Below are 9,505 nucleotides of genomic sequence, written 5' to 3'. Positions count from 1 at the left end.
CCCCGATATTGTTTCCCACGAGGAAACCGATGTCCTCGAACTCGACCTTGCGGGCGAGGATGGAACCTACACGCAGATCGACGACGAGACGGGCGAAATTCAGATCATCCTCACCGAGGAGAACCCGAACCTGAACGCCGAGGGTGTCAACCCCAATGCTGTCACCGACATCGGCCCGGTGTTCACCGTCGAGAACGTCCTCGAACAGCAGAGCAACGCGACCGTCTGGATTTCCCACGACAGCGAGGCCGTCGAGTTCTACGTCCCGGGTGAGGGAACGGTTGAGAGTCAAGATGGCGGCGTGTTGATGCAGCCTGGCGACTCGATGGCGATAGCGATGCGCGTCGACACTCGCGCGACTGACGAGGTCACGCTTGATGCTGTCTACGTGAAGGCGATACTCGACCCTGGAGTCTCGACTGCGACGTTCGAATCCTCAGATACTGACGGATCGGATGACTCCGACAGTTCCGGGACGGAAACCGAGACTGACTCCGGAACACCGACGGAGACCACACCGGGGACGGAAACGGACACAGAGACCGACAGCGGAGGTTCGGAACCGGGCAGTCCGACGCCGACTACGACGCCGGGAGTTGGCACGCCGACGCCGACTACGATGCCGGGAGTTGGCACGCCGACGCCGACCGAGGACCTGACCGGAGAGCAGGCCGGACTCGAACCATCGTCCCTGCTGTGGCTCCTCGCGATTCTTGGGGGACTTCTGCTGCTGTTCGCTCTGGCTCGACGCCGACGAAACGAGGAATAGCTCCCCTCGTTTCAGCGGCCGATACGCGATGACAGTTTAAACGCGTTCGTTCCGTATCCGACAGTGATGGTAGAAACGAGTGGGATATCGAAAACTGATTGCTTCCTCGGCGTGCTCCGAAAACGCACACGGCTGGGGGACATCGCGCTTTTGCTTTCGGTCCCGCTCGTCCTCGTTTGGGTTTTCTCGCTGCCGCTTGCGACCCGGGAGTCGTTGGTCTTCGCCTACACCGACCCCACGCTGCTGACCGCCTACACGTCGGCGTTCGTCCATCTCGATTCGATGCATCTGCTGGTGAACGTCGGCGGCTACCTGCTGGTCGCGCCGCTGGCGTACGTGTTGAGCGCCCTCGGCGGCCACCGGCGGCGGTTTTTCGTCGCCTTCGCCGTCTTCCTCGTCGTGTTCCCCGTCGCACTGTCGTATCTGAACCTCGCGTTCGTCCGCCCGAGCGTCGGCTACGGCTTTTCGGGGGTCCTCCTGGCGTTCGTCGGCTATCTACCGATCGCGTTGGCGGATTACGTCGAGGCGCAGTTCGACGTCGACGTCCGCGCGAATCGCTCGCTCGCGCCGGCGCTGTTCTTCGTCGGGCTGGCACTGGCGGCGATGTTGAGCGTCCGGTCGCTCGTGACCGCCGGCCTCGCGGTGGCGGCGTTGCTGTCGGCGCTGTTGTACGCCCTGCCGGCCTTCGACGGGCGGACGCGGCTCCGGTCGAACGTTCGGGCGGCGGCGGGCATGACGGGACACTTCGAGCTGTTCACCGTCGCCGTGGTGGCCTTCGTGGCGTTCCCGTTCGTGGCGTTTCCGGCCGACTCGGCGGGCGATGGGACGGTCGTCAACCTCTATGTCCACCTGCTCGGGTACGCGCTGGCGTTCGTCGCGACGTACGTGACAATCGAGGTCGGCGTTCGGCTCCCCGGCGGCGAGGCGTGGGTGTGACCGCGCAGGTCGGCCGAGGGTGTTCTTCTCGGTGAAACTCCCCCGGTGAAACGCTTTTGCCAATCGCCGACGAGGTTTCCGGTACGTGTCGCTTCGAGCCTACGCCACCCGGGGGGTGGAACTGCTGTTGGTGGTCGTGCTCGTCGCCCTCATCGCCGGCGCCGCGCTCGGCCAGCCGATACTGCTGTCGTTCGTCGAGACGGGGAGCATGGAGCCGACGATGGAGCCGGGCGACGGCTTCGTGGCGATTCCCTCGCCCGTCGCCGGTGACATCGAAGAGGGTGACGTGGTGGTCTTCGAGGCCCAGAACCTCAACGGCGGTGGGCTGACGACCCACCGCGTCGTCGGCGAGACCGAGGCGGGCTACATCACGCGCGGCGACGCCAATCCCTTCACCGATCAGGACGGCCAGGAGCCGCCGGTGACCGACGGCCAGATCGTCGCGGTCGCCCTGCAGGTAAACGGCGAGGTCGTCGTCATCCCGGAACTCGGGACGGTCGCCCAGACGATGCGGGGGGCCATCGAGGGGGTGCAGTTCCGACTGGCGCAGTTGTTCGGCACGCGGGCATTCCTCGGGACGCAGGGGCTGGCGCTGTTGCTGTCGGGCATCGGACTCGCGGTGCTGGTCTTCGGATTCCTCTTCGACGACGAGCGGCGGGGACGAGTCGTCGAGCGCAGTCGGAACCGCGAGGGGGTTTATAACCCTCGGCGGCTGGTCCTCGCGATGGCGGTGTTCCTCGCGCTCGTTTCGGGTGGGACGATGGTGGCGATGTCGGACACCCAGGAGTACGGCATGGTCAGTGCCTCCTTCGATTCGGAGAACCCGACGACGGTGCCGACCGGCGAGGAGAGCAACCTGACCTATCCCGCGCTCAATGGGGGCCAGTTGCCGGTCTACGCCTTTTACTCGCCAGCCAGCAGCAACGTCGACGTCGAACCCCGGTCGATGCGGATGGACCGGGGCGAACAGCGAAACGTCACGGTAACCCTTCAGGCGCCGCCGGAGACGGGGTATTATCCGCAGTACGTCACCGAACACCGGTACTTCGCGGTGCTCCCCTACGGGCTCGTCGCGTGGCTCTACGGCGTCCATCCGTGGCTGCCGACGGTCGTGACAAGCGCCGTGATGGGCGGTGCCTTCCTCGCGGTCGGTCTGCTGGTGGTCGGGACCTCTCCGATCCGGACGCGGGAGCGCTCGCGGGGGTCGTGGCTGTGAGCGGTGGCAACCCTTTTATTTCCCTGTGATAATCGGAAAGACGATGGATACGTGGGGGGTTCGTGCGAGAGCGTTGCTCGATGAATATTTCGTCGTCGCAGTCGTGGCGCTGCTCGTCGTCGGGGCGGCCGGCGCGGCGGCCGTCTACACCACGCACGTCGACCCCGGTACCGAGACGCGGACCGAGGAGGTCGGCGCGTGGCAGTCGACGGCCGGGTACGACCACCAGGCGACCGTCACCGAGGAAAACCGGGTGTTTCCGGTCGGGACGACGCTCGAAAACCGGAGCGTCTACTACACGAACGTCGCGCCGGAACTCGACGGGAGGTTTCGCTATGGCTTCGCGGGCAGCGGCGAACTCGACGTCGAGGCCGAGACGACGCTCGTGATCCGGTCGGTCGGCGAGGAGGGTGAGGTGTTCTGGGCGGTGACCGACTCGCTCGACGAGACGTCGACGACGATCGGTCCCGACGGAACGGCGACGACGACGTTCGCCCTGAACATCTCGGCGGTGCGCGCGCGAATCGACGCCATCGAGGAGGACCTCGGCGCGTCGCCGGGGTCGACGGAGGTTCGAATCGTCACGAACGTCACTGCGGCCGGGACCGCCGGCGGTTCCGACGCCAGTCACGAAGCGGGTTACATGATGACCGTCGACCCCGGTGGCGACACCTACTCCGTCGACGCACCGAGCGGGGAAACCGAACGCCACCCCCACACCGGGACCGTGACCGTCGAACGGAGCTACGGTCCCGTTCGGAGCCTCGGTGGCCCGGTGATACTGTTGCTGTCGCTGCTGGGCCTTGCGGCGCTCGGCGTCGCCCGAAATCAGGGCGCTCTCGCCGTTAGCGAGGCCGAACGCACTGCGATGGCAGCCGAGGCCGAACGCGAGGAGTTCGAGGAATGGATCTCGAGCGGTCGGGTCCCAGAGAGCGTCCGGGGCCGAGAGGCGGTGACTGTCGACTCGCTCGCCGACCTCGTCGACGCGGCCATCGACAGCGACCGTCGCGTCATCCATGATACCAGCGACGACACCTACCACGTCATCGACGATGCGCTCCGATACGAGTACATGCCGGACCACGTCGACGACGACGCGGATGCGGACGGAGACGTACTGGAGACGGAGACCGATAGAGCCGAGATGGACGCAGCAAAGGACGGCGATACTTCGGAAAGCGACGCGTCGACGGCGGCGTCGGAATAGGACGGACCGAGGGTCCGGCCCGTTCAGCTCCCGGTATCGTACTTGTAGGTCGCGTCGTCGGGGTCGATACCGAAGTCCTCGGCGGACTCGTCGGGTTCGGTCTCTTCGGGCGGTTCGGCTTCGGCCGCTCGCTTGAACCGCTCGCGGAGGGGGTCGGGCATCTCGAAACTGTCGGTGTCGATGCGCATGGGGACGGCCTCCGGGTCGAGCGACTCGCGTTTGGTTTCGAGGCGGTGCTGCAGTTGGTCGGGCAGCGCGTCTTTCGGGACGCCCTCGAAGCCGAACTGCGCGAGGTAGTCGTGTTCGCTCGTCAGCGAGAAGACGTGGCCGAACCCCTCGGCTTCGGCGCTGTCGACGAGGCGTTCGATGACGTGGGCGCCGACGCCCTGGTCGCGCCAGCCCTCCAGCACGCCGATGCTGGTGAGCTCGCAGACCTCGTTGCCCTCCTCGTCCTTGTGGACGCGGATTCGGCCGAACCCGGCCCGGGCGTTCGACTCCTCGTCGACGGCGATGACGTAATCCCGCGACCGGAATGCCGTCTCGTCAAGCCCCATCTCCTCGATGTGGTCCAAAAGCCAGGCCTCATCGCGGTTGCGTGCATCCCGGACGTACATAGACGCCCCTATGAGAGGGTAACGCAAAACGGTTCCCCTGTCGTGTGAAAACGACAAATAGGTTTTCTATTTATAGACGGAAGAAAACTACTTGCCCCCGGGTGCGAACAACTGTCAACATGGAGTCTCTCGAGGAGTTCGACGAGGTGGTGTACGAACCCGACGAGGCGTTCGTCGAGTCGACCAACGTCAAGGCGTTCATGGACGAGTACGGCATCGCCGACTACGACGAGCTGATCGAGCGGACGACCTCCGATATCGAGTGGTTCTGGGACGAACTGCCCGACTACCTCGGTATCGAGTGGTACGAGGAGTACGACGAGGTTCGGGACGACACCGACGGCCCGCAGTTCACCGACTGGTATCCCGGCGGCGAACTCAACATCGCCCACAATACCGTCGACCGCCACGCCGCCCGCGGGTCGGAGACCCGAAACAAGGTCGCCTGCCTCTGGGAGGGCGAGGACGGCGAGGTGCGGAACTTCACCTATCACGAACTCGCGCGCACGTCGAATCAGGTGGCCAACTACCTCGAGTCGGTCGGCGTCGAGACGGGTGATACCGTCGCCCTCTACATGCCGATGGTGCCGGAGGTCATCTCGATCCTCTACGGCTGTTTCAAGGCCGGCGCCATCGTCGTTCCCATCTTCTCGGGCTTCGGCGTCGAGGCGACCGCGACCCGTATCGAGGACCCCGCGGCGGACGTGCTCTTCACTGCCGACGGCTTCTATCGCCGCGGTGACGAGGTGACGCTGAAAGACACCGCCGACGAGGCCATCGAGGAGGCCGACCACGACGTGACCGACGTGGTCGTCTACCGGCGCTTCGAGGATTCGGACCCGCCGCTGACGGACGGTCGGGACGCCTACTGGGCCGACACCGTCGCCGAACAGGACGACGACTACGAGACCAAGAAACTCGCCTCCTCTGACGAGTCGATGTTGCTGTACTCGTCGGGGACGACGGGCAAGCCGAAGGGAATCGTCCACACCCACGCTGGCGGGCAGGTCCAGCCAGCAAAGGAGGTGTACTTCGGGTTCGACCTGAAGCCGTCGGACCGGTTTTTCTGGGTGTCGGACATCGGCTGGATGATGGGGCCGTGGCAACTCATCGGGACGCATACCTTCGGCGGGACGATGGTGATGTACGAGGGCGCGCCGGACTACCCCAATCCGGACCGCTTCTGGGAGATGATCGACCGCCACGACGTCACGCAGTTCGGCATCTCGCCGACGGCGATTCGGGCGCTTCGTAAGCAGGGCGACGAGTGGGTCGAAGGCCACGATCTGTCGAGTCTGCGGCTTTTGGGCTCGACGGGCGAGCCGTGGGACCCCGAGTCGTGGATGTGGTTCTACGAGGAGGTCGGCGGCGGTGACACGCCGATCATCAACATATCCGGGGGGACCGAGATCTTCGGGTGTTTCCTGATGCCGATGCCGAACCAGCCGTTGAAGCCGTGTACCCTCGGCGGGCCGGGACTCGGGATGAATATCGACATCGTCGACGAGACGGGCGAATCTATCAAGGAGGACAACGAGCGCGGCTACCTCGTCGCGCGTGATTCCTGTCCGTCGATGACGAAGTCGCTGTGGCAGGGCGACGACCGGTATCTCCACGAGTACTGGTCGTCGTTCGAAGACCCGCCGATGTGGGACCACGGCGACTGGGCCCAGAAGGACGCCGAGGGCTTCTGGTACCTACACGGCCGCGCTGACGACGCGCTGAACGTCGCCGGCCGCAAGGTTGGACCGGCCGAGATCGAGGGCGCCCTCATCGAACACGAGGCGGTCAATCAGGCCGCCGCCGTCGGCGTGCCCGACGACACCACGGGGACGGCCGTCGTCACCTACGTGGTCCTCGAACCGGGCTACGAGGAAAGCGACGACCTGCGCGAGGAACTCCGCGCGAAGGTCGGCGAGGAACACGGCAAGCCGTTCAAGCCCCGTGAGTTGCTGTTCGTCGACGAGTTCCCCAAGACGCAGTCGGGCAAGATCATCCGCAGGGCTATCGAGGCGACCTACACCGGCGAGGACCTCGGCGATATGTCCTCCATCGAGAACCCCGGCGCGCTCGATGAGATCGAGGACGCGCGATAACCCGGCCTTTCGGTTGCGTCGGTCGTTGTGCGAACGCACTCCGGACCGCCGACCGCATCGCCGACCGCTACTTCTGACGGCGGTCTTTCGGCGAACGTTTGCGGTTGTACTGGGTGTGAGCAAAAGGACCACCCATGTGGGTGGGAGAGCGAAGCGAGGGGTCGACCTAATCGTGTTTCGATGCTGTGTGGTTCGTGGGTGATGTGTGGTGGTAGACTACTACACCACCTCCGTTAGAGTGTGGTATGGGTTGACACAGTATATACTTTCTGCCGATCAGGCGTGTTCGTCGAGGAAGTCGACGATGGCCCGGTTGGCCTCGATGCGGTTCTCGAGTTTCGTGAAGCCGTGGCCTTCGTCCTCGAAGATCAGCTTCCGGACGGGGACGCCCTGTTCTTCGGCCTCCTCGGCTATCTGTTCGGCTTCGCCGACCGGAACGCGGGGGTCGTTTGCGCCGTGAAGGACGAACAGCGGCGCTTCGATGGCCTCGATGTTGTTGATGGGTGAGATATCCTCCAGCAGTTCGCGGTCCTCGTCCAGCGAGCCGTATTCGGCCTCCCGTAGGTGGCGGCGCCACGAACCGGTGTTCTCGAGGAACGTCACGAAGTTGGCGATGCCGACGACGTCGATGCCGGCGGCCCACAGTTCGGGCTGTTCGGTCAGCGCCGCCAACACCATGAACCCGCCGTAGGAGCCGCCCTTGGCGACGAGTCGGTCGCCGTCGACCTCCGGCCGGTCGGCGAGCCACTCGGCGGCCATCTCGACGTCCTCGACGCTGTCCATCCGCTTTTCGACGTCGTCGAGATGGGTGTACTCGCGGCCGTAGCCGGTCGACCCCCGGACGTTCGGCTCGAAGACGGCGTAGCCGTGCGCGAGGAAGTACTGCTTGGTCGGCGAGAAGGAGGGCCGCCGCTGGCTCTCGGGGCCGCCGTGGATGTCGACGATTGTGGGGGCACCGTCGGACGATTCATCGTCCGACGAGGATCGCGCTCCCTCGCGCTCACCACCCCCTTCGGGCACTTCGTGAGGCAGCGAAAGGAAGCCCGGAATCTCGCGGCCGTCGAAGGTCTCGTAGTGGACGAGATTGGCTTCGACGAACGTCTCCGACGGAATGCCGGCGGTCGGCGCGCGGGTCCACCGCTCGGCCTCGCCCGTCTCGAAATCGACGACGTAGACGTTGGTGTTGACCGTATCCGCGGTGACGGTGACGGCGAAGCGGTCGGCGTCGTCGTCGAAGGCGACGCCCCCGGAGACGCCGGCCGGGATGTCGGGGTCCGGGAACTCGTCGATATCGGTCGGCCCGGCGAGTTCGCCGACGGTCAGTTCGGTGTAGCCGTCGACGTTCCGGGAGTAGACGAGTCGGCCCGTCTCGTCGTCCAAGGCGATGCCGTCGAGGTTCCAATCGCCGCCCGTTTCGACGGTCTCCAGTTCGCCCGTCTCGGCGTCGAGGCGGGCCAGATACAGCGTGTCGGCGCCGAGGTCCGTACAGCAGTAGAGCGCGTCGCCGTCGGGGGCCCACGAGAGGCTCGAATACCGGATCTCCTCGTCGCTGTGGTCGGTGAGGTGGGTCATCTCGCCCGACTCGATATCGAGGACGTGAACGTCGTGGTCGAAACTCGTGTGGGCCTCGTGGACGAGCAGGCGGTCGTCGCTTGGCGACCAGCCGGCCACCGAGAGCCAGCCGTCACCCTTATAAATCATCTCGGCGGCGTCGCCCGTCGCGCCTCGGTCCTGCACGTAGACGTCGAAGACCGATTCGTCCCGGCGGTTCGAGGCGAAGGCGAAGCGGTCGCCGTCGTGGCTCCAGCCGCCCCACCGGTGTTTCGCGTCCGTGTTCGTCCAGTTCGTGACTCGGCCGTCCGCATCGAGACGGAAGAGTTGCTGGCGCTCGTTGCCGCCCTCGTCCATCCCGAAGGCCAGTTCCTGCCGTTCGGGCGACCACGAGGCGAAGGTGACCCGCTCCTCGTAGAAGGTGCGCTGTTCGGGCCACTCGGCCGGGTCGGTCAGCGTCCAGATCTGCGGCGTTCCGGTCGTGTCCATCCGGAAGGAGAGGGTGCCGTCGGGGGCAAAGGAGGCCCCGAAGGCGCTCCGGATGTTGAGATACCGTTCGATGTCGTACACGTCCATGCCGTGGGGTCCGTGGATAATATCGGTTCGGCTGTCGCGGCCGAGGAAAATCCCACGGCTTTAGCTGAATCGAGGCGCTAAGCCCCCTTACTCAACGAGCGCCGAAGGCGCGAGTAGGGAGGGGATACAGCGCCGTACAGTATTCATACACAATTCGGTGACAGGCCTACAGGCCCACGCAATCGCAATGTTCTTGCAGTAGGGTAATATAGTATTGGATGAACCTAATGGGGTACGACCTCGACTCGGGAGCGCACTCGACGTATTCCCTGCACTACCACCTGATACTCACCACAAAGTATCGGCGCGGAGTGCTAACCGAGGAGCGAACCCAATTCATACACGAGGTCATCAGCGGGTTCACGGACAACTACGGTGTCGAACTGACGAACCTCGACGGAGAGGACGACCACGTTCACATCCTGTTCCGAGCGAAACCGACCACAGACCTCGTGAAGTTTATCAACACGGTCAAGGGCGCGACTGCCCGCCGTATCCGCAACGAGTACGCGGACGAACTGAAGACCGAACTGTGGGGCG

The 9,505-nt window shown here is 64.9% G+C and carries 7 protein-coding genes and 1 pseudogene; 6 read left to right on the top strand and 2 right to left on the bottom strand.

Going from position 1 to position 9,505, the window contains the following annotated elements:
* From V5A53_RS10315 to V5A53_RS10300, 4 genes and pseudogenes are all read left to right on the top strand, one after another.
* Positions 1-769: pseudogene (locus V5A53_RS10315) on the top strand (hypothetical protein); the annotation flags it as partial.
* A 66-nt stretch (positions 770-835) separates the two neighbouring features.
* Positions 836-1,705 carry a hypothetical protein gene (locus V5A53_RS10310; protein WP_332313526.1) on the top strand — a complete coding sequence of 290 codons (870 nt, stop codon included), beginning with the start codon at positions 836-838 and terminating at the stop codon, positions 1,703-1,705.
* A gap of 85 nt (positions 1,706-1,790) precedes the next feature.
* Positions 1,791-2,921, top strand: coding sequence for a signal peptidase I (locus V5A53_RS10305; protein WP_332313525.1), 1,131 nt, complete (start codon positions 1,791-1,793; stop codon positions 2,919-2,921).
* Between the two features lie 43 nt (positions 2,922-2,964).
* Entirely contained in the window at positions 2,965-4,128 is a 1,164-nt protein-coding gene (locus V5A53_RS10300) for a DUF5305 domain-containing protein (RefSeq protein WP_332313524.1), read from the top strand.
* Positions 4,129-4,151: 23 nt separating this feature from the next.
* Here V5A53_RS10300 and V5A53_RS10295 read toward each other — a convergent pair whose 3' ends face one another.
* Positions 4,152-4,742 carry a GNAT family N-acetyltransferase gene (locus V5A53_RS10295; protein ID WP_332313523.1) on the bottom strand — a complete coding sequence of 197 codons (591 nt, stop codon included), beginning with the start codon at positions 4,740-4,742 and terminating at the stop codon, positions 4,152-4,154.
* A 119-nt stretch (positions 4,743-4,861) separates the two neighbouring features.
* Here V5A53_RS10295 and V5A53_RS10290 point away from each other — a divergent pair, with 119 nt between their 5' ends.
* Positions 4,862-6,838, top strand: a complete 1,977-nt coding sequence (locus V5A53_RS10290; RefSeq protein WP_332313522.1) for an AMP-binding protein — start codon at positions 4,862-4,864, stop codon at positions 6,836-6,838.
* Positions 6,839-7,114: 276 nt separating this feature from the next.
* Here the strand turns inward: V5A53_RS10290 and V5A53_RS10285 are convergent, their stop codons facing one another.
* Positions 7,115-8,965, bottom strand: a complete 1,851-nt coding sequence (locus V5A53_RS10285) for a S9 family peptidase (RefSeq protein WP_332313521.1) — start codon at positions 8,963-8,965, stop codon at positions 7,115-7,117.
* Between the two features lie 227 nt (positions 8,966-9,192).
* Here V5A53_RS10285 and tnpA point away from each other — a divergent pair.
* On the top strand, positions 9,193-9,505 hold a 313-nt coding region (gene tnpA / locus V5A53_RS10280; RefSeq protein WP_332313520.1), incomplete at its 3' end, for an IS200/IS605-like element ISHma12 family transposase.

The sequence above is a fragment of the Natronomonas sp. genome (genome assembly GCF_036625485.1).
Lineage (GTDB): Archaea > Halobacteriota > Halobacteria > Halobacteriales > Haloarculaceae > Natronomonas.
The sequence above is the reverse complement of the archived record's forward strand: the minus strand, read 5'-3'. Positions and strand labels throughout refer to the sequence as shown.

Bases quoted from the DNA above. Each gene is read 5' to 3' on its own strand.
- V5A53_RS10295 (WP_332313523.1), bottom strand. From the start codon at position 4,742: ATGTACGTCCGGGATGCACGCAACCGCGATGAGGCCTGGCTTTTGGAC.
- V5A53_RS10310 (WP_332313526.1), top strand. From the start codon at position 836: ATGGTAGAAACGAGTGGGATATCGAAAACTGATTGCTTCCTCGGCGTG.
- V5A53_RS10300 (WP_332313524.1), top strand. From the start codon at position 2,965: ATGGATACGTGGGGGGTTCGTGCGAGAGCGTTGCTCGATGAATATTTC.
- V5A53_RS10290 (WP_332313522.1), top strand. From the start codon at position 4,862: ATGGAGTCTCTCGAGGAGTTCGACGAGGTGGTGTACGAACCCGACGAG.
- V5A53_RS10285 (WP_332313521.1), bottom strand. From the start codon at position 8,965: ATGGACGTGTACGACATCGAACGGTATCTCAACATCCGGAGCGCCTTC.